21 protein-coding genes and 1 pseudogene are annotated in these 22961 nt (G+C 60.5%); 6 read left to right on the top strand and 16 right to left on the bottom strand.

The window, feature by feature from the left end:
• Positions 1–62: 62 nt before the first annotated feature.
• From BLU28_RS19280 to BLU28_RS19325, 10 genes are all read right to left on the bottom strand, one after another.
• Complete coding sequence (locus BLU28_RS19280; RefSeq protein ID WP_077987280.1) at positions 63–752, bottom strand: Crp/Fnr family transcriptional regulator; 690 nt, start codon at positions 750–752, stop codon at positions 63–65.
• A gap of 466 nt (positions 753–1218) precedes the next feature.
• Entirely contained in the window at positions 1219–4539 is a 3321-nt protein-coding gene (locus BLU28_RS19285) for an efflux RND transporter permease subunit (protein ID WP_004443274.1), read from the bottom strand.
• 13 nt (positions 4540–4552) lie between these two features.
• Complete coding sequence (locus BLU28_RS19290) at positions 4553–5749, bottom strand: efflux RND transporter periplasmic adaptor subunit (protein ID WP_006699561.1); 1197 nt, start codon at positions 5747–5749, stop codon at positions 4553–4555.
• Between the two features lie 500 nt (positions 5750–6249).
• Positions 6250–7242, bottom strand: coding sequence for an ABC transporter substrate-binding protein (locus BLU28_RS19295; protein ID WP_004443268.1), 993 nt, complete (start codon positions 7240–7242; stop codon positions 6250–6252).
• Between the two features lie 20 nt (positions 7243–7262).
• Positions 7263–8135 carry an ABC transporter permease gene (locus BLU28_RS19300; protein ID WP_077987281.1) on the bottom strand — a complete coding sequence of 291 codons (873 nt, stop codon included), beginning with the start codon at positions 8133–8135 and terminating at the stop codon, positions 7263–7265.
• On the bottom strand, positions 8132–9007 hold the full coding sequence (locus tag BLU28_RS19305; RefSeq protein WP_072494761.1) for an ABC transporter permease: 876 nt from the start codon (positions 9005–9007) through the stop codon (positions 8132–8134). The genes BLU28_RS19300 and BLU28_RS19305 overlap by 4 nt, the downstream gene beginning before the upstream one ends.
• Positions 9008–9253: 246 nt before the next feature.
• On the bottom strand, positions 9254–10048 hold the full coding sequence (locus BLU28_RS19310; RefSeq protein WP_037091764.1) for an ABC transporter ATP-binding protein: 795 nt from the start codon (positions 10046–10048) through the stop codon (positions 9254–9256).
• Positions 10045–10479 carry an NUDIX hydrolase gene (locus tag BLU28_RS19315; protein ID WP_022556793.1) on the bottom strand — a complete coding sequence of 145 codons (435 nt, stop codon included), beginning with the start codon at positions 10477–10479 and terminating at the stop codon, positions 10045–10047. The genes BLU28_RS19310 and BLU28_RS19315 overlap by 4 nt, the downstream gene beginning before the upstream one ends.
• Before the next feature lie 2 nt (positions 10480–10481).
• The gene (gene hydA, locus BLU28_RS19320; RefSeq protein ID WP_077987282.1) at positions 10482–11939 is read right to left on the bottom strand and encodes a dihydropyrimidinase; all 1458 of its coding nucleotides are present in this window, start codon (positions 11937–11939) and stop codon (positions 10482–10484) included.
• Entirely contained in the window at positions 11936–13183 is a 1248-nt protein-coding gene (locus BLU28_RS19325) for a Zn-dependent hydrolase (RefSeq protein ID WP_168247032.1), read from the bottom strand. The genes hydA and BLU28_RS19325 overlap by 4 nt, the downstream gene beginning before the upstream one ends.
• Positions 13184–13442: 259 nt before the next feature.
• On the opposite strand from BLU28_RS19325, the gene rutR reads away from it, so the two are divergent.
• The 3 genes and pseudogenes from rutR to BLU28_RS19340 all read left to right on the top strand — a co-directional run bounded on the left by rutR (position 13443) and on the right by BLU28_RS19340 (position 14941).
• A complete protein-coding gene (gene rutR / locus BLU28_RS19330; RefSeq protein WP_004443251.1) occupies positions 13443–14084 on the top strand; it encodes an HTH-type transcriptional regulator RutR in 642 nt (213 codons plus the stop codon).
• A 265-nt stretch (positions 14085–14349) separates the two neighbouring features.
• Positions 14350–14673, top strand: a pseudogene (locus BLU28_RS19335) (DUF2325 domain-containing protein); the annotation flags it as partial.
• A complete protein-coding gene (locus BLU28_RS19340) occupies positions 14654–14941 on the top strand; it encodes a hypothetical protein (protein WP_077987283.1) in 288 nt (95 codons plus the stop codon). The pseudogene BLU28_RS19335 and the gene BLU28_RS19340, both read left to right, overlap by 20 nt.
• A gap of 91 nt (positions 14942–15032) precedes the next feature.
• Here BLU28_RS19340 and BLU28_RS19345 read toward each other — a convergent pair whose 3' ends face one another.
• The 3 genes from BLU28_RS19345 to uppO form a co-directional block, all read right to left on the bottom strand.
• Positions 15033–15428, bottom strand: a complete 396-nt coding sequence (locus BLU28_RS19345; protein WP_077987284.1) for a DUF423 domain-containing protein — start codon at positions 15426–15428, stop codon at positions 15033–15035.
• The gene (locus BLU28_RS19350; RefSeq protein WP_072494755.1) at positions 15425–15826 is read right to left on the bottom strand and encodes a group II truncated hemoglobin; all 402 of its coding nucleotides are present in this window, start codon (positions 15824–15826) and stop codon (positions 15425–15427) included. The genes BLU28_RS19345 and BLU28_RS19350 overlap by 4 nt, the downstream gene beginning before the upstream one ends.
• 132 nt (positions 15827–15958) lie before the next feature.
• On the bottom strand, positions 15959–17374 hold the full coding sequence (uppO, locus tag BLU28_RS19355) for a polysaccharide biosynthesis phosphomannomutase UppO (RefSeq protein WP_077987285.1): 1416 nt from the start codon (positions 17372–17374) through the stop codon (positions 15959–15961).
• A 257-nt stretch (positions 17375–17631) separates the two neighbouring features.
• Between uppO and uppM the strand changes: the two genes are divergently transcribed.
• Entirely contained in the window at positions 17632–19254 is a 1623-nt protein-coding gene (uppM, locus tag BLU28_RS19360) for a polysaccharide biosynthesis protein UppM (RefSeq protein ID WP_045532332.1), read from the top strand.
• 20 nt (positions 19255–19274) lie between these two features.
• On the opposite strand, the gene BLU28_RS19365 is transcribed toward uppM, so the two are convergent.
• The gene (locus BLU28_RS19365; protein ID WP_003491679.1) at positions 19275–19484 is read right to left on the bottom strand and encodes a hypothetical protein; all 210 of its coding nucleotides are present in this window, start codon (positions 19482–19484) and stop codon (positions 19275–19277) included.
• Between the two features lie 243 nt (positions 19485–19727).
• On the opposite strand from BLU28_RS19365, the gene uppL reads away from it, so the two are divergent.
• Both uppL and BLU28_RS26890 read left to right on the top strand, forming a co-directional pair.
• Positions 19728–20528, top strand: a complete 801-nt coding sequence (gene uppL / locus BLU28_RS19370) for a polysaccharide biosynthesis UDP-hexose transferase UppL (RefSeq protein WP_077987483.1) — start codon at positions 19728–19730, stop codon at positions 20526–20528.
• 154 nt (positions 20529–20682) lie between these two features.
• A complete protein-coding gene (locus BLU28_RS26890; RefSeq protein ID WP_004443233.1) occupies positions 20683–20931 on the top strand; it encodes a hypothetical protein in 249 nt (82 codons plus the stop codon).
• Positions 20932–20952: 21 nt separating this feature from the next.
• On the opposite strand, the gene uppJ is transcribed toward BLU28_RS26890, so the two are convergent.
• Together uppJ and uppH are read right to left on the bottom strand one after the other, a co-directional pair.
• Positions 20953–21897: a polysaccharide biosynthesis UDP-hexose transferase UppJ gene (gene uppJ / locus BLU28_RS19380; RefSeq protein WP_077987287.1), complete on the bottom strand. Its 945-nt coding sequence runs from the start codon at positions 21895–21897 to the stop codon at positions 20953–20955.
• A gap of 8 nt (positions 21898–21905) precedes the next feature.
• Complete coding sequence (gene uppH / locus BLU28_RS19385) at positions 21906–22817, bottom strand: polysaccharide biosynthesis endo-1,4-beta-xylanase UppH (protein WP_077987288.1); 912 nt, start codon at positions 22815–22817, stop codon at positions 21906–21908.
• Positions 22818–22961: the final 144 nt, after the last annotated feature.

Raw genomic sequence — 22961 nt, forward strand, 5'->3', positions numbered from 1 at the left:
TGCAATACCCCGAAGGGCGGAATGCCTGATGGCCTCCCGCCCTTCGTCCTCTCCCCGTATTTTCAGATCTGTTTCAGCGCCGCCACGTCATTGACCTGGACGATGCGACCGCGCACCGTGACGCCGGACTTTTTCAGGGTGGAGAAAGCGCGGGAGAGGGCCTCCGGCGCAAGGCCGAGCTTACCGGCGAGCAGGCTTTTCTGGAACGGCAACCGCAGCGAGAAGGATGTCGCGTCGCGCGGGCCCTGATTGATGAGGTAATGGGCGACACGCTGCGTTGCCGTCTGCAGGCGGTCATTGGCAACGCAGTCCATGGCGGCCAGCAGGCTGTTTGACAGGCAGCGCATGACGGCCTTGGCGATGGCCGGTTCCTGATCGATCAGGCTGCGCAGCCTGGTGAGTTCGAAACGCGCCACGGTGCAGCTTTCCGCCGCCTGCGCGCTGTAACGATAGGTGTCGCTACCGAAGATCAGGCATTCATTGAAGGTATCGCCGGGGCCGCTGACGCGCACGTCCGCCTCGCGGCCGTGCCTGTCCAGCCGGTAGAGCCTGACATAACCCGACAGCACGCAATAGAAATGCTGGGCCAGTTCGCCTTCCTTAAAAAGCACATGGCGGGCATTCACATTGGCGATGGTCGCCGCCTCCATCAGCTTCAGCGCCACCGCGTCATCCGCGATCCCGATCAAGGGCGCACGCAGCAGAATGTTCCTGTCCCTGTTGCTCAGCTTCACGGTCTTGTTCACGTCCATTCGGCTCCCGCTCAAACCTTTTGCCGGGCTGTCCGAAGCGATACGAAACCGGGGATGTTCCTTGCCCCTCACGCCCATCTGCACTGAACTCATCGCATTTTCCTCGACCGGCAATTCCCGATGCGAGGGAGACTAGCAGTTCAGGTGGAAAGCGAATTGATTTCGATCAAACGGGGGTGCGGCCGTTGTGAGGAAGGAAATGATGGGGCTGCTCATGCTTCCAATCACAAGGGAAATATGGAGCGAGCGCGTGCGGCATATTTCTTCTCCCCGAGGGGGAGAAGTCCGCGGCAGCGGGATGAGGGGGCGAGGGTCGAGATATCAGGAGAGCTTGCCCCCTCATCCGACCCTTCGGACCACCTTCTCCCCGGCGGGGAGAAGAAACGATCCGCGATGTCGTGCTCTCCCAAAGTATATGGAAACGCCGGGCACATGACCCGGCGTCTCAATCTTCAAGCTGCAGCACTCACTCGGCGGCAAGCGGCGGCAGTCGCAATATATTGCTGCCCTTGTCCGCGGCCTTGTCGCCGCTGCCCTTTTCCATACTCGCCACCCGTGCCTCCAGCGAGGAAAGCGCCAGGCTGTTTTCGCGGGCGATCTCCGAGAGTTTCTCGTTGGAAAGGGCCTCTTCCTCCTCTTCCTTCTTGCCGACGAAACGGCCGAAGAGGTGGGCGAGCAGACGCGACAGGTCGTCCATGATCAGGAAGAAGGCCGGCACCACGATCAGCGACAGCACCGTGGAAACGATGATGCCGCCGATGACCGCAATCGCCATCGGTGCGCGGAACGAACCGCCTTCGCCGACGCCGAGCGCGGAGGGCAACATGCCTGCCGACATGGCGATGGAGGTCATGATGATCGGGCGGGCGCGCTTGCGGCCGGCCTCCACCATGGCATGCACCCGCTCCATGCCGTGACGGCGCATTTCGATAGCGAAATCCACCAGCAGGATGGCGTTCTTGGTCACGATGCCCATCAGCATCAGAATGCCGATGAGAACCGGCATGGAGAGCGCATTCTGGGTGATGATGAGCGCGACTGCCACGCCGCCGATGGCAAGCGGCAGCGAGAACAGGATTGTGAAGGGCTGGATGACATCCTTGAACAGCAGGATGAGCACGACCAGCACCAGCATCAGGCCAAGCAGCATGGCGTTGACAAAGCCCTGCTGCATTTCGCCCTGCACCTTGGCGTCACCGCTTTCGGCAAGCCGAACGCTTGCCGGCAGGTTGGTTTCCGAAACGATGCGCTTGAACTCGGCCGTCGACGTATCGAGCGCCGTGCCGAAAGGCACGTCCGAGCCGATGGAGACGACGCGGTTGCGGTCGTTGCGCTTGATCGAGCTCGGGCCTTCCGAATAATCGATATCGGCCACGCTGTAGAGCGGCACCAGCGAACCGGAGGCGGTCTTGATCTTCAAGGCGCGGATGGTGGCGAGATCGCGGCGGGTATCGAGCGAAGCCTGCACGCGGATCGGGATCTGCCGGTCATCCAGCGAGATTTTCGTCAGCTGCGCATCGATATCACCGATGGTGGCGACGCGCACGGTCTGCGAAATCTGCTGCGGCGTGATGCCCAGGCGGGCGATCTCGTCCTTGCGCGGGCGGATCTGCAGTTCGGGACGGGGCAGAGCGCCTTCCGAGCTGACATTGGCAAGGATGGGCGAAGCGCGCAGGCGGCTTTCGAGAATGCCCACGGCGTCGTTCAGATCCTTCTCGTTGGTTGAGAGGAAGTTGAAGGAAAGCTCGCGTTCCGCGCGGTCGTTCAGCTTGATGATGCGGACATCCGCAATGCCACGCACCTGCGCGAAAATATCCCGCTCGACATCCCATTGCGGACGTGTACGGCCCTTCTCCTCCAGCTTGGGAAGATATTGGCCGATGAGCGGAATGGAGCCGAGCCCCTTGTTGACGAGGGTTTTCAGCAGCGAGTGATCGATATGCTCAAGGATGACATTGACGGTGGCGCGGCGCAGCTCCAGGTCCCCCTTGGGCGAAGCACCACCGAGGATGAAGACGCTTTCCACGCCGTTGATGTCACGGATCGCCTGGTAGATCTGCGTTGTCGTGCGGTCGGTCTCATCCAGCGTCGCATTGGGCGGCAGTTCAACGGACAGGGTGACGCGCGAGGCGTCATCAGGCGGCAGGAAGCTGCCGGGGACCTGGCTCAACAGCATCACTGAGGCGATGAGGAAGGCAATCGCTCCCAATAGTGTGAGATAACGCGCCCACCATTTCCGTGTGGTAGCGGTCACCATGCGCGTATAGGCCTTCATCAGCCTGCCGTCATTGTCGTGGTGATCGTCCATCGCGTCTTCGGCGCGCATCAGATAGGCCGCCATCAGGGGTGTGATGAGACGGGCCACTGCCAGCGAGAAGAATACCGAGAAGGCGACAGTGAGGCCGAACTGGATGAAGTACTGGCCCGGAATACCCGGCATGAACGAGACGGGCACAAAGACGGCGATGATGGTGAAGCTGGTCGCGATGACGGCAAGCCCGATTTCATCGGCTGCTTCGAGGGCCGCGCGATAGGGCGTCTTGCCCATCTTGATATGGCGGGCAATGTTCTCGATTTCCACGATGGCGTCATCCACGAGAATACCCGTGGCGAGCGTAAGCGCGAGGAAGCTGACGAGGTTTAGCGAAAAGCCCATGATATCCATGATCCAGAAGGTCGGGATCGCGGAAAGCGGCAGCGCCACGGCGGCGATCAGTGTCGCGCGCCAGTTCCGGAGGAAGAGAAGGACCACGATAACGGCGAGGATCGCGCCTTCGATCAGCGTGTCCAGTGCGGCCTTGTAGTTGCCATAGGTGAAATAGACGGCGTCATCGACCATCTCAATCGAGACATCGGGGTGGTCCTTGCGGACCTGATCGAGACTTTGCGCGACGGTTTCGGCGACCGAAACCTCGCTCGCGCCCTTGGAGCGGAACACCGCAAAGGTGACGGCCGGATTGCCGTTGAAGCGCGAGAAGGACTTCTGCTCTTCATATGTGTCCGTAACCGTGCCGAGTTCGGAAAGCTTGACGAAGCGGCCGTTGGAAAGCGCAATCGTGGTGTTGGCAAGCTGGCTTACATCGCGTGTATCGCCCAGCGTGCGGATGGTCTGCTCGTTGCCGCCCACCTGGCCGCGGCCGGAGCCGAGGTCGATATTGGTGCCGCGCAGCTGGCTGTTCACTTCTGTCGCGGTGATGCCATAGGCATCGAGCTTTTCGGGGCTGAGCGAAACGCGCACCTCGCGGTCCGCGCCGCCGTAACGGTCGACCTTGCCGATGCCGGACTGGCCCTGCAGCGAGCGCTTGATCGTGTCATCCACGAACCAGGACAGTTCCTCCAGCGTCATGTTCGGCGAAGAGACGGCGAAGGTCTGGATCGCCTGTCCCTCGACGTCGATCTTGCTGACGACGGGCACTTCGATATCGGAGGGAAGATCGCTGCGGATCTTGTCGATGGCGTCCTTGGTGTCCTGAACCGCTTCTTCCGTCGGTTTTTCGATGCGGAACACGACCGTTGTCGTCGACTGGCCGTCGACAACGGTGGACTGAATTTCGTCGACGCCACTGATGGCGGCAACGGCGTCCTCGATCTCCTTCGTTACCTGCATCTCCAGTTCGGAGGGCGAAGCCCCGCTCTGGGTCACGGTGACGGCGACGACGGGCACGTCGATATTCGGGAAACGGGTGATCGGCAGCGTATTGAACGCCTGCATGCCGAGCATCATCAAAAGCGCGAAGCCGAGAAGCGGCGCAATCGGGTTACGGATTGACCATGCGGAGAAGTTCATTTCATTCCCTCAGTCAGTTGGACGCAGCCGTCTGGGCTTCCACCGGTCTTATCCGGTCACCATCACGCACGAATGCTCCAGCTTTCTCGACAACCTTGTCTCCAGCGGCAAGGCCGCTGACGATCTCGATGAATCCACCGTCTTCTATGCCGGTCTCGATCTTCACCTGCTTGACGACGTCGCCCTCCACCTTGCGGGTGGTCGAGCCTTCACGTCCTGAAGTGACAGCCGAGAGCGGCAAGGCAAGCGCGTTCGTCTCCTCGATCACGATCTCTGCGCTGGCATACATGCCCGATCGCGCCGGGCTGTTTTCCGGCAGCACCACATGCACGGAACCGAGGCGCGTCGTCGGATCGACGGTCGGCGAAACGAGGCGCACCTTGCCTTCTATTTTCGCTCTTCCGCCAGCAACCGTCAAATAGGCTTTCTGGCCGACTTTCACGTTTTGAATGTCGGTTTCGGAAAGATCGGCAACAAGTTCGATGGCGCCGTCCTTGATGACGGTGAAAAGCGGGTTTCCGGCGCCGCTGGCAATCGCGCCCACCTTGGCGTTCTTGGCTGAAACGATGCCGGCGACCGGGGTTTTCACGCCGGTGCGCGTGAGCTTGAGATCGATATCGGCGATCTGGGCGTCAACCACCTTGATGTCGGCTTCGCCGGCGGAAACGGCCTGCTTGGCCGCATCGAGGCGAGCCTGCGCCACCTGCGCGAGGGCTTCGGTCTTTTCCGTTTCGGAAATGGAGCCTGAACCGGTCTGGCTGAGCTTGGCGGCGCGGTCGCGCTGGCGAAGGGCGTCGGCCAGATTGGCCTGCGCCTCCAGCACCTGCGCCTTGGACTGGGTGACGGAAGCTTCGGCCTTGGCCTTGTTGGCTTCGAGCTGGCTCTTTTGCAGGACGAGGCTATCGGAGGACAGGACGGCCAGAACCGCATTCGCCGCCACCCGGTCGCCGATATCGGCGTTCAACGTGTCGATCGACAGGCCGTCGACCAGGGGCTGGACGTAGATTTCGTCCACCGGGCGGATTGTGCCTGTCGCGATAACACGGTCAACGAGGTCGCGCTTTGCGACATGCGCGACGATGATCGAGGGCACGTTCTGCTGTTTCACCGGCGCCTGCGCCTCTCCCTCCGCGGCTGCTGGAAGGGGAAGCGCCGTTGCGGACAGAAGAAGAAGGAAAAGAATGCGGTTAAATGTGACTTTATGCTGCATATGTCTTGGCTCGCGCAATATCCGCTCACATGTCCTGCAGGCTGCGGCCCGTATCTTAAAAGGTCATGCGATGGCGAATGTGAAACAAGGGATCACAATACTCCCTTTTCGATCCTCCCGATTCGAACGCCCCTCAACGCGAATCTCAAGCACCTTTGCCCTGTGCTTTTTCTACAAGATCAAATTTGGCAGTCTTGTGGGCGGGACTGTAATTCTTGTTGTCGTGCAAATCAATCCGCATAGCCACGAGGGTTGATATACATTTTTGTATAGGCCGAGGTGTTGTAATTGATTTGATGGGTTACCACTGCGTGACGCGGCCTGGAATTCTGAGAACGCTTAATACGCCGTCATCCTCGGGCTTGACCCGGATCCAGGCACATCGCCGCAATCGAAACGTCGGTAGATCCTCGGGTCAAGCCTGAGGATGACGGAAGAGAGGTTGTCATTCAAGAAAATCGCGCGGTCATCGCCGCGCGATACAATCTTTTCGCCTGCGCCTACTTCAACGCAGCGTCGGTAATTTCGGTCGTATATGCGCCCGAGGGCTCCTTGGTGATGACGGGGTCGGAGCCGCCGCCGAGCAGGGTCTTTACTGTTCGCTCGTAATCCGCCTTGTCGAGAGCGCCCTTCGAGCCGGCCGTCAGCTTTGCCACTTCGCCCATCATGCGCTTCTGGTGCTTTTCGGTCTGCGCGCCGGAGGCGTCGTTTTCGAGAACGATATCGGCGGCCTCGTCAGGGTTTTCCTCGGCCCATTTCCAGCCCTTCATGGAGGCACGGACGAATTTGACCATGTCCTCCTTGAACTTGGCGTCCTTCAGCTTGTCTTCGAGAACGTAGAGCCCGTCTTCCAGCGTCGCCACGCCTTCGTCTTCATATTTGAAGGTGACGAGGTCATCAGGCTTGATGCCGGCATCGAGGACCTGTCCATATTCATTATAGGTCATGGTGGAAATGCAGGCGGCCTGTTTCTGCAAAAGCGGATCGACGTTAAAGCCCTGTTTCAGCACGGTAACGCCATCGGCGCCGCCGGTGGTCGGAATTTTCAGGTGCGCCATCCACGACAGGAACGGATATTCATTGCCGAAGAACCAGACGCCCAGCGTCTTGCCCTTGAAATCATCAGGCTTCTTGATGCCGGTTTCTTTCAGGCAGGTCAGCATCATGCCCGATGATTTGAATGGCTGGGCGATATTGACCAGCGGCACGCCCTTTTCACGCGTGGCAAGCGCAGACGGCATCCAGTCGACGATGACGTCGGCCCCGCCGCCGGCCAGAACCTGCGCGGGCGCAATATCCGGGCCGCCGGGCTTTATGTCGACATCCAGGCCTTCGGCTTCATAAAAGCCCTTGTCCTTGGCGACGTAATATCCGGCGAACTGCGCCTGGGTGACCCATTTCAGCTGCAGGGTGATCTTGTCGGCGGCCTGAGCGCTAAATGCGGTCAGCAGTGACGCCCCGGCAAGAAGCATGGATGCAAGTTTCATTTTCATCGCTGTTCCCTTTTTCGTATTTACGTTCGTCCCCCACGGACGGACGGATGCCAGAAGGTGACGGCCCGTTCTGCGAGCGCCACAAGACCGTAAAAGCCCGAACCTGCGAGCGCCGCCACGGCAATCTCGGCCCAGACCATATCGACATTGCTGCGGCCCATTTCCGCCGAGATGCGGAACCCCATGCCGACGATGGGCGTGCCGAAGAATTCCGCGACGATGGCGCCGATCAGGGCGAGCGTGGAGTTGATCTTCAGCGCGTTGAAGATGAAGGGCCAGGCGGCGGGCAGGCGCAGTTTTATCAGTGTCGGCCACCAGCCGGCAGCATAGGTGCGCATCAGGTCGCGCTCCATGTGGCTGGCGGCGGCAAGCCCCTGCACCGTGTTCACCAGCATCGGGAAGAAGGTCATGATGACGACGACGGCGACTTTCGACTGCCAGTCGAACCCGAACCACATCACCATGATGGGTGCGACGCCGACGACCGGCAGGGCGGAGACGAAGTTGCCGATGGGCAGAAGCCCGCGTTGCAGGAAAGGCGAGCGGTCGATGAGGATGGCGACGAGGAACCCGAGGCCGCAGCCAAGGACATAACCCGTCAGTACGGATTTGATGAAGGTCTGGCGGAAATCCGCCCAGAGAATCGGTAGAGAGCCGAGAAGACGGGCGAGAATGGCGCTCGGCGCCGGCAGCAGGATGGGCGGCACGGAAAATCCGCGCACCACCCCCTCCCAGAGCACGATAATGGCGAGGCCAAAGAGGAGCGGTACGGCGAGGCGGCTTATGCGTTTCGCTGTCTCGGAAATAAAGGCCTGGCGCACCAGCCATTCGTTGAACGCCCAGGCGGCAAGCCAGAACAGGATAGCGCCGATAAACCAGCCGGGGTTGGTCATGGCCGTGCTCCCATTCGCTTGAGGACGGCGGCATGGGCGACGCCGATGATCGATACCAGAATGGCGGCGACACCGGCTGCCATGAACAGCGCCGCCCATATCTGTACCGTCTGGCCATAATAGGAACCGGAGAGCAGGCGCGCGCCGAGACCGGCGACGGCCCCTGTCGGTAGTTCTCCGACGATGGCGCCGACGAGCGCGATGGCGATGGCGATCTTCAGCGAGGTGAAGAGATAGGGCAGGGCGGCGGGCCAGCGCAGCTTCCAGAAGATCTGCGCTGGTGAGGCATTATAGGTGTGCATCAGGTCAAGCTGCAGGGTTTCGGGGCTTCTTAAGCCCTTCACCATGCCGACGACGATGGGGAAGAAAGAGAGATAGGTCGAGATCAGCGCCTTCGGCAGCAGTCCGGAAATGCCGATGGAGTTCAGGACAACGATGATCATCGGCGCGATGGCGAGAATGGGGATCGTCTGGCTGGCAATGATCCACGGCATGACGGAGCGGTCCATGGCGCGGTTATGGATGATCGCGACCGCCAGCAGGATTCCCAGCACCGCGCCGATGGCGAAACCGAGCAGCGTGGCCGAAAGCGTGACGCCGGCGTGGTAGACGAGGCTGCGCTTGGAGGTGACGGCCTTGTTGACGGTGGTATCCCAGAGTTCGGCGATGATCTGATGCGGCGCGGGGAGGACCGGGCGCTCCTGCGCGAAGGTTTGCGGCAGGAGTTCGAGGAAGCCCGGCGTCTGGCCAGCGCGGGTGGCCTGGTCGCGGGCGAAGGGCATGTTGAGGTAGATGACGGCGAGGTGCCAGAGAATGAGGATGGCGAGGAGGATGGCGAGGATGGGGAGGACGCGGTGGCGGAGGAGGGTCATGGGTTGGCCCTCAGTGGGTGAGGTTTATTTGCGCGTTGAGGGTGGGGCTTACCTCTAACTTGTGGGTGGAGCTTACCCCCCTCTGTCCTGCCGGACATCTCCCCCTCAAGGGGGGAGATCGACTCGTGGTGGGGTCTCGCCCGTCTCAACGTTTGCGAATGAAGCGGTGGTCGCGCCTCTTGCCGATCTCCCCCCTTGAGGGGGAGATGCCCGGCAGGGCAGAGGGGGGTAACGCTGGCGCTGACCTCACCCCTCATAGCCATGCCCCGCCTTCAACCCCTCACGCACCCGATGCGCAATCGCCAGAAACTCCGGCGTCTCGCGAATTTCCAGCGGCCTTTCCCGAGGCAAACTGGATTCGATCACATCGGTCACCCGGCCCGGCCGCGGCGACATCACGACTATCTTGGTCGAGAGATAAACGGCTTCCGGAATGGAATGGGTGACGAAGCAGATGGTCTTGCCGGTCGTATCCCAGAGTTTCAGCAGCTGTTCGTTCAGATGATCGCGTACGATCTCGTCCAGCGCGCCGAAGGGTTCGTCCATCAGAAGCAGGTCGGCATCGAAGGCGAGCGCGCGGGCGATGGAGGCGCGCTGCTGCATGCCGCCGGAAAGCTGCCAGGGGTATTTCTTGCCGAAGCCGTTGAGGTTGACGAGGTCCATGGTGCGGTCGATGCGCTCGCGCTGTTCGGCCTTGCTGTAACCCATGATTTCGAGCGGCAGGGCGATATTCTTTTCGATGCTGCGCCATGGATAGAGTGCGGCGGCCTGAAAGACGTAGCCGTAGGACCGGTCCTTGCGGGCATTTTCCGGCGTGGTGCCGTTGACGGTGATCTCACCCGACGTGTGTTTTTCGAGATCGGCGATGACCCGCAGAAAGGTCGTCTTGCCGCAGCCGGAAGGGCCGATGAAGGAGACGAAGTCGCCCTTTTTCACGTCGAGATCGACATTGGACAGAGCGTGAACCGGGCCGTCCCCCGTTTCGAAAGTGAGGCCCAGTTTTCTGGCGGAAACGACGGAATAGGAAGAGGCCTGGTTCATCGCGACTTGGTTTCACTTTCCGTAAGTGCGGCGCGCGCCAGCGGCAGCATCTGGGTTTCCGTCAGTCTGGCGATGGTGACGCCGGGGGTGCGGTCTAGATCGAGCCAGCGGACTTCCTCGATTTCCGCCTGCGGGGTGACCTCGGTACGAAGCCTGGCGGTGAAGGCATGGGCGACGACATCGGCGCCCGGCTCGTTGGCGGCTTCCTCGCGAAAGATGCCCTCATAACGCGCGGCATTTTCGGGCAGCGTCAGGCCGATTTCCTCGGCCAGCTCGCGGTGAAGCGCCTGTTCCGGCGTTTCGCCCGGATCGATCTTGCCGCCCGGCTGCATGAACTGCGTGGTGCCGCGCTTGCGCACCACGAGCATCTGCCGCTTCTCGTTGAGCAGGATGGCGGCGGCGATGAGGATTTCGCGTTTCGGCTCGCTCATGATCACACGCCCGATGCCGGAATGCCTGTGCGTTCCACCTTGCGTGGCGATACGAGCTCCTTCCAGGTGGAAAGCGCCTGGCTGACGGCCGGATAGGGGTCGCGGGCGATGAACTGGCCGTGGCCGGCCTGTGTCTCGATGGTGCCTTCCTCGACGCTCACCAGCCCGCGCGAGAGCGTGTAGCGCGGCAGGCCTTTTACCCTGTGTCCTTCGAACACGTTGTAATCGATGGCCGATTGTTGGCTCGCGGCACTGATGGTCTTTGTAAGCGCCGGGTCCCAGACAACGATATCGGCGTCGCTGCCGACAAGGATCGCGCCTTTTCTCGGATAGATGTTGAGGATCTTGGCGATGTTGGTGGAAGTGACGGCGACGAACTCGTTCATCGTCAGCCGGCCGGTCGCCACGCCGTGGGTCCAGAGCAGCGGCATGCGGTCTTCGAGCCCGCCGGTGCCGTTCGGTATCTTGCGGAAATCACCGAGGCCGAAACGTTTCTGATCTGTGGTGAAGGCACAATGGTCGGTCGCCACACATTGCAGCGAGCCGGAGGCGAGACCCGCCCAGAGGCTGTCCTGATGCTGACGGTTGCGGAAGGGCGGTGACATCACCCGGCGGGCGGCATGGTCCCAGTCGGGATGGGCATATTCGCCTTCGTCGAGGATCAGGTGCTGGATCAGCGGCTCGCCATAAACCCGCATGCCGTTTTGCCGGGCGCGGCGGATGGCTTCATGGGCCTGTTCGCAGGAGGTGTGGACGACGTAAAGCGGCGCACCGGCCATATCGGCGATGATGATGGCGCGGTTGGTGGCCTCGCCTTCCACGGAGGGCGGGCGGGAATAGGCGTGCGCCTCCGGCCCGACATTGCCTTCCGCCATCAGTTTTTCCTGCATCTGCGCGACGATATCGCCGTTTTCCGCATGCACGAAGGGAATGGCGCCGAGCTCCGCGCAGCGCGAGAAGGAGGCGAACATCTCGTCGTCATTCACCATCAGCGCGCCTTTATAGGCCATGAAGTGCTTGAAGGAGTTGATGCCCTTTTCCTGAACCACCGTCTTCATCTCATCGAAGACCTGTTCGCCCCACCAGGTGACGGCCATGTGGAAGGAGTAATCGCAATTGGCGCGCGTCGCCTTGTTGTCCCAGCGTTGCAGGGCATCGAGAAGCGACTGCCCCGGCTCCGGCAGGCAGAAATCCACCACCATGGTCGTGCCGCCGGAAAGCGCCGCCCGCGTGCCGCTCTCGAAATCATCGGCGGAATAGGTGCCCATGAAGGGCATTTCCAGATGCACATGCGGATCGATGCCGCCGGGCATCACGTAACATCCGGTGGCATCCAGCACGGTGCCGCCGGTGAGATCAGGGCCGATCTCGGTGATTTTGCCATCCTCGATCTTCACATCTGCCTTGTAGGTGAGGTCGGCGGTGACGATGGTGCCGTTCTTGATGATGGTAGCGGTCATTCTACGATCTCCGCAGTCTCCAGCACGGCATGCAGCAACACGTCGCAGCCGGCCTTTGCCCATTCGGGTGAAATTTCTTCGGCCTCATTGTGGGAAAGCCCGTCCACGCAGGGGCAGAAGATCATGGTGGAGGGGGCAACTCTGGCCGTCCAGCAGGCATCGTGGCCGGCGCCGGAGATGATGTCCATGTGGCTGTAGCCCAGTCGTTCGGCGGCGGAGCGTACGCGCCCGACGAGGATAGGATCGAAGGTGACGGGGTCGAAATGGCCGATGGCTTCGATCGAGCAGCCGACGCCGAGTTCTTCGGCGATGGCGGGCACCTCGCGTTCGAAGATGGCGCGCATGCTGTCGAGCTTTGCCTGCGAGGGGGTTCTGAGGTCGATGGTGAAGACCACCTTGCCGGGCAGCACATTGCGGGAATTGGGCGTGAAGATCATCTGGCCGACGCCGGCGACGGCTCCCGGCTGGTGAGCCATCGCCACTTCCTGCACCTTTTCGAGGATTCGCGCCGCGGCAAGGCCGGCATTAACGCGCATCGCCATCGGGGTGGAGCCGGTATGGGCTTCCCTGCCGGTCAGCGTCACTTCCAGCCACCACAGGCCCTGGCAATGGGTGACGACGCCGATCTGCTTGTTTTCGGCCTCCAGGATCGGGCCCTGTTCGATGTGATATTCGAAATAGGCATGCATCTTGCGCGCGCCGACCTCTTCCTCACCCAGCCAGCCGATGCGTTTCAGCTCCTCGCCATAGGTTTTGCCGTCGGTATCCGTGCGGCTATAGGCGTAATCGAGATCGTGAATGCCGGCGAAGACCCCCGACGCCAGCATGGCAGGCGCAAAGCGGGCGCCTTCCTCGTTCGACCAGTTGGTGACGACAATGGGGTGTTTCGTGCGGATATTGAGGTCGTTCAGGCTGCGCACGACTTCCAGACCAGCCAGCACGCCAAGCACGCCGTCATATTTGCCGCCGGTCGGCTGGGTATCGAGATGGCTGCCGATATAAACGGGGAGCGCGTCCGGGTCCTCGCCGGCGCGGGTGGCGAACATGGTGCCCATGCGGTCTACGCCCATCGTCAGGCCTGCCGCTTCGCACCAGCGCTGAAAAAGGCTGCGGCCCTCCGCATCCTCATCCGTCAACGTGCGGCGATTATTGCCGCCGGCAATGCCGGGGCCAATCTTCGCCATATCCATCAGACTATCCCACAGACGGTCGCCATTAACCGTCAAGTTCTTACCCGCCGTCATGAAGTGTCGTCCTCACCCGTTTTGTTTTTATCAAAGCAAAGCTTGTGCCGTTCCCTTTTTTGCCGGTTAAGATAACAGCCATTGCCTTGTGGCGGCGATGATGGATAAATTGACCGGCTGGTAAACATTGCAAATTCGCGATGGCGTCAGCAAGGGAATTTGTGACGAAACGCAGTAATTTTGCCTAAGCTATGAACGTCGATTATTTTTTAAGCATACTGTAGCGGCAATTGCATTGAAAAGAAACAGAGAGCTGAGAATGGCCATACCGCGCGCAGCGAAAACACAGAAGCGGACCCGCATTCAGGAGGAAAAGCAGGAAGCGATTCTTGAAGCCGCGCTCAGTGTTTTTTCCACGAATGGTTTCCGCGGCTCCACCATCGACCAGATTGCGGAAGCGGCCGGCATGTCCAAGCCGAATGTGCTTTATTACTTCCGCACCAAGGAGGCGATGCATCGTGCGCTGATCGAGCGGGTGCTGGACACGTGGCTCGACCCGCTGCGCGCTTTCGATGCCGAGGGTAATCCTGAAAGCGAGATCCGCTCCTATATTCGTCGCAAGCTGGAAATGTCGCGCGATTTCCCGCGCGAAAGCCGGCTGTTTGCGAACGAAATACTGCAGGGCGCGCCGCATATCGAGGATGAACTGAAGGGCCCGTTGAAACAGCTGGTGGATGAGAAGGCCGAGGTGATCCGCGCGTGGGTGAAGGCCGGGCGGATGGCCAAATGTGACCCTTACCACCTTATTTTCTCGATCTGGTCGACCACGCAGCACTATGCCGATTTCGATGTACAGGTGCGGGCGGTTCTGGGCGACAAGAATGGCGGCGAGGGACGTTTCGAAGACGCGGCCCGCCATCTGGAACAGCTTTTCATGGGCGGGTTGCGGATAAACGGCTGATCGGCGTGCTTCTCGCGATTATGTGATAAGCCCTCCGCATAAAAACATGAGGAAATTTATCACCTTTATACTTTACTCCAAAACTCATCTTTATTATGGTGCCGGCATCCCGAACGTCGGGGCCCGATATCGGGGTATCAAAAACCAACCGGCAGGTGAGGGAATGGCACGCAAGGAAAAGAAGAAGGCCGAACGTGGCGGCAAGCAGGGCAAAGGCGCTCCCCAGACCGAGCGGGACGTGGCCGAACAGCAGCTTTCCGGTCCGAAAAGCTTTCTTTATGTCGGCGGCCGTGACTGTCAGGTTGCCCATCTTCGCCAGATCGCCAGCAATTTCGGCGCCGAACTGATCCACCACGACGGCGGCCTGCGTGAGGCGGTGTCGCGCATCGATACCGTGCTTCCTTCCGTCGACTGCGTTTTCTGCCCGATCGACTGTATCAGCCACGATGCGTGTCTGCGGGTGAAGTCGGGTTGCAAGAAGTTCGGCAAGACGTTCATTCCGCTGCGCAATGGCAGCAAATCCAGTCTGGAGCGGGCGCTGCAGACGATGAATGAACGGAGCCCCAGCGATGAGCGACGAGCGCAATAATTTTCCCGACGAGCACCGCACGGCGGACAGGCCGTGTGGTGTGGAACTGCACAAGATGGCCGAACAGGCGAGCGATCCGGCCACGACGGAATTTTATGACATCATCGGCGAACGCGAAAGACGCAGCCGCGCTGCCGGAAGCGGCGGCAATGTGGTGACCTTTCCTCATCAGCGCGCCCGCCAGCCGGGTGAAACGACGGCCTTTCAAACAGGGGTGGCGGCTGAAAAAGGCCGCAACATTCTGCCGTTTCGCTGGACGCGTGGTTAGCGTTAAATCCTTGCCGAGAGGGCAAGATGGCGCCACGTGTGAGGGAAGCTCCGCTCGCACTCCGGGTCACGATGCAGATGCCCTAAAACAATCAGCCTTTCGGCTTCAGAAACGCTCCCGCGCACAACACCAGCCAACCCGCGATCATGCCGATGCCGCCCAGCGGCGCAGCGTATGGAAACAGGCTATGGCCGGAAAAATGCCTGATAACGAGATCGCCGGCGAAGATCGCCGTGCCGAGACCGAGGATCAAGCCCGCCGGAATGGCGGTCCTGATGCGATCCGCACCGATATTGAGCGCGATAAGAACCGGCGCATGCGCCAGCGCCATGGCGGAGGCATTGCCGAGCATATAGGTTTCGCCGGTATGGGTGGCCGCGGCGGCAAGCATGACGCCGGCAGCACCCAGCAGGCTGCCCAGCAACAGAATGAAGGCCCGTAATCTGGCCCCGGGCACGGTCGCTATGATCGCGTTCTGCGTGGTCATTGGCTGTCCGCCTCCCGGTTCTGCATGTGAAAGGCGAGCCTCTCGATCGGGGGCCATATGATGTCGCGCAGCTTGGGATTTTCGATCGTCTCCTCCATGGCGCGGCGGAAGCAGAGCAGCCATTCATCCCGCTCGGCAGGGCCGATTGGGGCGACGAAATGGCGGCGGCGCAGCATCGGGTGGCCGTGCTTCTCGACGTAGACCGGCGGTCCGCCAAGATATCCGGTCAGGTAATCGTAGAACTTCGCTTCGCTGCCGGAAAGATCGGCCGGGTGGATGGCGCGGCAGCGGGCTGCTTCCGGCAGGGTATCCATCAGTTGATAGAAGCGCCGGGTGAGCGCCCTGACGGTCGCATCGCCACCGATCGCTTCATAAAGGGTAATGGTCTCGCCGCTCATAATCCGCCTCTTGTGGCCCTCCGGTCCTTATCGCTCCGTGGAGCCGGAAGAGCAACAGGGCACGGGCGGGGTGCGACATTTGGGACAGGTCAAACAGGAAAGATGCCGGGCAAGCCCGGCATCCTGCGAACATCACCCGAAATTACGGATGAGATCGAGCCCCTTGTTCAGCAGCGTTTCGGCCTCGTCCTGGTTGGCTGCCTCGACGTAGCAGCGCATTTCCGGAGCATTGCCGGAAGGGCGGAAGTGGATGGTGCTGCCATCGGTCAGTGCCACGCGCAGGCCGTCAATGTCGCTCAGCGCTTTGACGGTGCCCACCGGGGCGAGGAAGGCCTCGAGATTGGTCCGTGAGGCGCGCAGATGGGTCATCAGGGCGGCGCTTTTTTCCTGGGCGAAATTTTCCAGGCGGTCGGCCGCGGCCACCGGCAGATTATAGGCGGCGGCGATCTGCGACAGCGGTTTTTTCTGTTCTGCGGAGAGAAGCAGTACGGCGAGGATCGGGAGGAAGCTGTCACGCGTCGGCAGCGGTGAAAGCGGCCTGCCGTTGAGCGTGAAGGCCGATGCCGTCAGCAGGCCGCCATTGGCTTCAAAGCCCATGACGCCATTCTTGCCGGCGGCGAGCGCCTCTGCCATGCCGGCGATGACGAAAGGCGAGCCGACTTTGGTGCGGATGACTTCGAAGGAGCCGCTCGCCTCGATGCCGGAATTGGAGGTGACGGGGGTGACGACCACGCCGGCATCGAGGAAATTGGCGGTGATGAGGCCGATGAGGTCGCCGCGCAACGGCACGCCGTTTTCATCGGTCAGCAGCGGACGGTCGCCGTCGCCGTCGGCGGAAACAATGGCATCGAGACCGTGCTCTGGCGACCATTTCCTGAGAAGAGACAGCGTTTCCGGCGAGACTGCCTCGGTGTCCACGGGGATGAAGGTTTCGGAGCGGCCGAGCGGAACGACATCGGCGCCGTAATGGGCGAGAACGTCGACAAAGAGATCGCGCGCCACCGTGCTATGCTGATAAACACCGATCTTGAGGCCGGAGAGAGCCTTTTCCGGCAGCAGCGCGATGTTGCGCTCGTAGAATAGTTCTGCTGCGATGGCGGAATGGTCTTCGGCAGTCGCCGTTTCGTCGCTGATGCCTTCCGCTTCGATTTCGGCGGCGAGGGCTGCGATGGCCGTCTCGTCCTGCTTGTCGATTTCGCCATCCGGGCGGTAGAACTTGATGCCGTTGCGGTCGGCCGGGATGTGGGAGCCCGTGATCATCAGCGCGCCCGCCTTCAGCGACAGAGCATAAAGCGCCAGAGCCGGGGTAGGCACCGTGCCGCAATCGAACGGCGTGAGGCCTGCCTTTTTCAATGCCGCGATGCAGGTGGCGGACACATCGGGGCTCGAATCGCGGAAATCGCGGCCAACGAGAATGGGGTCGCCCGCCTTTGCCTGGCCCGATGTGAGAAGGTGCTTCGCAAATGCCGTGGCATAAACGGCCGACGCTTTTCCTTTCAGATCGACGGAGAGGCCACGAAGGCCGCTCGTTCCAAATTTCAGGCTCATTCTCAACTCCGCTTCCGTAAAATCCTTGAGGGCCAAATGGATAGTTCAAAAATGTAACGCTTGAAAGAACCGTATCGATCCATTCACGTCAATCCTCCCCTTCCCTGTAGGCCGCGAATAGGCGATGATGACGGCAATGATGCGGGTAACCTAAAATTCACCCGTCATATTTAAACTTGCCCGTCGATAGCGGCTATGGCGACGATGAGGATCATCGGTTGCCGGCTTTTTTTGGTTCGTTCGAGTTGGATTGGCTGATGTACAGGCTTCAAAAGGCGGGACATAAGCAGGTACGTCCGCTCGATGAAAAAACGGCGCCGGCCGCGAAAACTCATGGTTCCCTGCTGGATGATCTGGTGGATGACGACGAGGTTTTCGAGCGCACGGTGCTGAAAGAGCATCTCGAGCCGAAACCGGCCGCGGCTGCCGTCGAGCCCGCTCCGGCCGCGAGACCGGTGAAGGCGTCGTCGCCCAGCGGAAGTCTGGCCGCAGCATTGCCGGGCCTCAGCCATATCGACAGGATCGGCGTTGACGACGTCCTCATCTGGCTTCGCAGGGGCATCGTCTGGATCGTTCTGGCTATCATTCTCTGCGTCGCGGCTGCGCTCAGCTATGCGTATATGACGCCGCCACGCTACACGGCTTATACGGATATCGTCGTCAATCCCTCCAATCTCAACGTTGTCAACGACGGCGTGTTCTCGCCGAACCAGCAGCGTGACACGCAGATTCTCGAAGTCGAAAGCAAGCTGCGCACGATCACGTCGCGCAACGTGCTGGCGCGGGTGGTGGAGGAACTGAAGCTCGATCAGGATCCGGAATTCATCAGCCCGCCGCCGCTCGCCCGGCTGAAGGCGATGTTTTCATCCAGGCCGGAAGATGGCGACAACCGGCTCGGTGCACTCCGCTCCCTCGGCGACCGGGTCGCAGCGGAACGCGACCCACGCTCCTTCGTGGTGACGCTTTCCGTCTGGACCAATGATGCCGACAAATCCGTGACGGTCTCAAAGGCCATCGTGAAGGCGTTTGAGACCGAGCTGTTCCAGACGACCTCCGACAGCAGCCAGCGTGTCGTCGACGATCTCAGGAAGCGGCTTGAGGAAATGCGCGAGAATGTTACTGCGGCTGAAAAGCGGGTGGCCGATTTCCGTCGCGAAAACGGCCTGCAGGAGAATAATGGCCAGCTTGTCAGCAACCTGGCCTCCGGTGAGCTCAATGCACAGGTTCTCGCGGCCCAGCAGCGCGTCATCCAGGAAGAATCCCGGCTGAAGCAGATGGAGGCGGCAATCGCGCAGAACCGCACGCAAAGCGATGCGATTTTCGATAGCCAGACCATGAACACGATCCGGGCGCAATACAGCACCCTGCAGCAGCAGATCGGAGCCATGACGCTGACCTACGGCGCGCGTCATCCGCGGCTGGCGACTGCAGGTGCGGAACGGGCCATGCTGGAACGCGGCATGGCCGACGAGGCGCGGCGCATTCTGCAGGCAGCAAAGACAAATGTCGCCGAAGCGCGCTCCTCGCTCGATGCGCTGCGACTGAAAGCCGTGGCGGAGCGTGCCAATGTCTTCACCGATAACGAAGCGCAGGTGCGGCTGAGGGATCTTGAGCGCGACGCCCGCTCGGCAGCGGCGATCTATGAGACCTATCTTACCCGGTCACGCCAGCTCGCCGAACAGCAATCGATCGATTCCACCAATGTCCGCGTTATTTCGCAGCCGGTTGCGCCGAACTCCAGAAGCTGGCCGCCGGGCAAGCTGGTCTTCCTCGTCGCTGGCGGCGCGGGCGGCCTGTTTCTCGGCCTCGCCATTGCGATCGCACTCGGGCTGTGGGGTTATCTGCGCCGGGACGATCATGCGGAAGCCGCGGCGCGTTAAATCTGGGACCCCGCGCCGACTTATTCTTCCGAGATCAGGCCATCATAAACTTCAAGGAGAGCGGCGGCGATGGCCGCACCCAGCGCATTGCCGGCATCGCGAATGCCTGCCTCGTCGCCATCACGGACGGAAACGGCGAGATCGGACGCCTCGTTGGCAACGATTTCCTTCGCACGTTCTATTGCCCAGAGGCCGAAATCGCCGCGGTTGTCGATTGAAATGGTTTCCATGGCCGAGACCTTTGTCATTGATGTTTCCGTCCATTAAACCATCGGACGCCAAACGGGAATAGGCGAGGGGAAGGTCATTCAACCAGCGGGCGTGCAATTTCCCTGCCTCAAGCGGAGGATTTATAAAAATATTAATGATAGTTCTTCGTAGTGTTTGAAGCCTTCTATTTTATGCATATGCGTGCCCATAACAATGAAACGATGCCTATCTTGGACGCCGGACAGATTATGACAGGGAGAGAGATGCCGCAGACGGAGGAGACTGGTCATTCCTGGCCGGTCATTTCTCTTGCGTCCCTACCCATTACTGACGCAACCATCGATGAAACCGCGCGGGATTTCATCCTGCGTGCAACGACGGAGCGTACGCCGGGTGCAAGGCCGTTTTATTCGACATCCGCAAACGGTCAGGTCATCGCGCTCTGCCACAACGACCGCGAATTCGACGCCATGCTGCGGCAGGCGGACCAGATTCACGCCGATGGCATGTCGCTGGTGATCTTCTCCCGCAAGTTCTGTGCCCGGGCGTTGAGAGAACGGGTTGCAACGACGGATCTCGTCCATGCGGTGGCCAAGCGCGCCGAAGAGACGGGCAGCCGGTTTTATTTCCTCGGCGGTTCCGAAGAGGTGAACCGTGCGGCGGTCGAGGAAATGCAGAGGCTTTATCCGCGCCTCGTCTTTTCGGGACGCCATAATGGTTATTTCAGCCCGGGTCGCGGGGACGAAATCATTGCCGATATTGTCGCCTCGAAGACCGATATTCTTTGGGTCGGCTTCGGCATTCCGCTCGAGCAGCGCTTCGTTTCGCGCAATCTGGACAGGCTTTCCGGCGTCGCCGTGATCAAGACCTGCGGCGGCCTTTTCGATTTCATTGCCGGCAAGAACAGCCGGGCGCCGCAGTGGATGCAGGATATGGGGCTGGAATGGCTCTACCGGGCGATGCTTGAGCCGAAGCGTCTTGGAAAACGTTACCTGCTGACCAATCCGATCGCCATATATTCGCTGCTGAAGTATCGCTTTGGCGCTTCGGGGCAGAACCGCTAGATCATTGCGCCGTCTTGCCCGATAAATGTAAGGTTTTTCTAACTTATTGAATCAGCGCGCTGCGGCGCCGAAACCCGTTGCAACTGCGAACGGGTGCGCTACACTGCACAAATATTACAAATTTATTCGAATCAGAGATATTTCGAGGCCACCAATGGTGATTACGTCCATTTCTCTTTTCATATATGGAATTGGCACCGTTACCTCTCTCGCCATGACCTATATTGAAGGCGCCCGCCGCGACAAGAGCTGGGATTTTTATCGGGTAACCGGCATTGTCCTTTGTTTTTTCTGGCCGGTGCTCGTACCGCTTCTCGTACTTGCGACGGCCTTTTCGTCTTTCGGTTTGCAGAAACGGCCCGCGAACCCGATGTCGTTCGGCAGGCAAAAGACACTGGGTTAAACGTGACGGTAAGATCGGGCGTCAGCTCTTCTTCGCCGGCGCCTTATAGGGGGTGAGCGTGATGCCGAGGCTCGCCATCACCCGGCCCACGGACATGAGGGGCGGATGGGTGGCGGGCAGCAGCGAACCGGTTTTCAGCAATGCGGAAACGGCGCGGAAGAGCGACAGGCACAGGCTGACGGCATTTTTGGCGGCGAGCAGCAGTCCGCCCTTCAGGCCGGGGCGGCGGGCGCGATCGATGCTGTAATTGATGATGCCGGTCCGGAGCGAGCGCTCCATGATCCAGCGCGGCGCCATGCGGCTTTCCGGCACGTATTCGATGATGAGGGCGTTCGCATTCCAGGCGAATTTGAAACCGGCCTTGCGGCAGCGTGTGAAGAAATCCATGTCGCCGCCGCCGAGGAAGTTGAACCGCACGTCGAATTCCGGCTTCGGCAAGGTTTCGAACACTCGCCGTGAAATCAGGCAATTGCCCGAGCCGTGGATCTGGTCGACCGGGCCGGTCGGTGCTTCTATGGAACCGAACAGCGGATGCGAAAGAACCGCCCTGGAAGCCGGGGCGTCGAATTCGCGGTTGACGGGTCCGCCGACGATATCGGCGTCGAAGGATTTCGCCGCCGAGACCATTTGCCCAAGCCAGACGGGGGAGGCGGCCTCGTCGTCATCGATCATCAGAAACCATTGCGCCGAAGGATAGCTCTGCCGGGCGGTGCGGAACGCCGTATTGATGGCGTAACAATTGCCCTGTGTCGGTTCTACCAGGGCCAGCCCGGCCATGTCGTTTTCGGCAAAAAAGGCGCGCGCAACAGCGAGACCCTGCTGGCCTGCACCATCATTATCGACCACGACGACCGCGAAGGGAAAATCGGCCTTCTGGGCCGCAAGCGATGCAAGTGTCTTCTTCAGGCCTTCCGGCCGGCGGAAACTGGGGATGCACACCACCGCTTCCGGCATGATCTCGGACATGGAAACTCCTAAATTCCGGCAAGTGCTGCGGCGGAAAAAACGACGGCCCGGAGGCTCTGGCGCGGGCGATGGATGACGGTGTCGGCCAGTGCCGAAAAGGCTTCCCGGTAACGGCGGGCACGAAACGCCTGGGCAACGGTATAGGCGTTCATATGGTTTTCGGATTTGCGGCGAAGCCGCCCGAGCTCCTGCGGGGGAATGGCTGCGACGATGGCGGGATCGGAAAACACGGCTTCGATTGCCGGTTCGCAATCGCGGAAGGTCAAGAGCCGATTCATCATAACGCTCGTCCGGTGAACCCGATAATCGAGGACGTGGCGGCCGGGAAGATAAACAAAGCGGCCCGCGGCGGCCAGCCTGCACCAGCCGTACCAGTCTTCCGCATACCGCAGGGTCTCGTCGAAACCGCCGAAATCCTGGAAGATTCGGGTTTTGACCAGCATGATGCCGCCATTGACGATGAAGTTTCCGCGGAGCAGCGGCCGAAGGATGAACCCGTCAGGCTTTTCGCGGCGACGGATGAGGTTGCGACGGCCGATCTTTGCACCGTTTTCATCGATACGCTCGTAATCGCCATAAACGGCAACGACATCCGGGCCGGTGACGCCGGCGCAAAGCGCCGCGACGGCGCCAGGCTTCAGGCGGTCATCGGCATCGAGAAACATCGTCCACTCGCCACGTGCCTGCGAAAGACCGAAATTGCGAACCGCGGAAACGCCCTGTCGTCCCTGCGGCCGGGCAAGCAGTTTAACGCGCGGATCGGAAAAACCCTGCACCTTTTGCGCCGTGCTATCAGTGGAACCGTCATCAACCACCAGCACCTCGCAGACGGTTTTGCCCTGAAGCAATGCGCTTTCGATCGCTTCCACGATGTAACGCTCGCCATTGCGAACGGGGATGACAATCGAAACGGATATCAAGCTTTAAACTCCGTGAGGCATGGGCCAAGAATTCGCACGGCGAAGTTACTACCGGATTAAGCGGCGCTGGCCAATTATGACGTGGTATAGCGGCGGTTAACCTTGCAAATCTTTAATATCCTTTTGGCATGATCAGAATGTTAT

This window comes from Agrobacterium pusense (assembly GCF_900102105.1).
GTDB classification, from domain to species: Bacteria; Pseudomonadota; Alphaproteobacteria; order Rhizobiales; family Rhizobiaceae; genus Agrobacterium; species Agrobacterium pusense.